We start from the raw sequence: 516 nt of genomic DNA, 5'->3' as shown, positions 1-516 counted from the left end.
CCGGAGGACCGGCATCGATGTACCCAAGACGGAACCAGCCGCGCGATGACGATTCTCGCGAAGTAAGTGGGTGGATCGAAGGCGTGACCGGAGCTTTCGATACGGACGCCTGGATCGAGGACTACTATTCAGAGAGCCGAGACATGGAACAGGATCCGAGCGACTTACGCCTCGGTTCGCACGATAGTGACGCCGGCGACCGTGTGCCGCGTCGCAGATCCGTGGGCGGTTCGATGCGAGTGACGCCGCAGTCGCTGGCGCCGGAGAGGGGTTCGGGGCAGCAAGACGTCGATGCCGCAACGGAGACTCACGTGGTCTCAACCAAGGTTCGCGTCGGCGCCAAGCGTGGTCGCGCCGCCGACTGGGACATGCATCCCGATGACGAGACCCGCATCAACCAGTTCGCGGAAGCAGTCCGAGGCTATGAAATTCTACCCGACGGTAGCATCGGCCGAGGGGACGGAAGGGTTCCCGAGGCTACCGTCGAGAACAATTTAGGGATTCTTAGGAGGTTCG

General features: G+C 62.2%; 1 pseudogene. It reads left to right on the top strand.

From position 1 onward, the window contains the following. Positions 1 to 17: 17 nt before the first annotated feature. A pseudogene (locus ATY29_RS03785) lies at positions 18 to 516 on the top strand (Ulp1 family isopeptidase); the annotation flags it as partial.

The organism is Rhizobium hidalgonense (assembly GCF_002914525.1).
Classification (GTDB): Bacteria; Pseudomonadota; Alphaproteobacteria; order Rhizobiales; family Rhizobiaceae; genus Rhizobium; species Rhizobium hidalgonense.
Note: the sequence above shows the minus strand (reverse complement) of the source record. Positions and strands in the feature narration are given on the sequence as shown.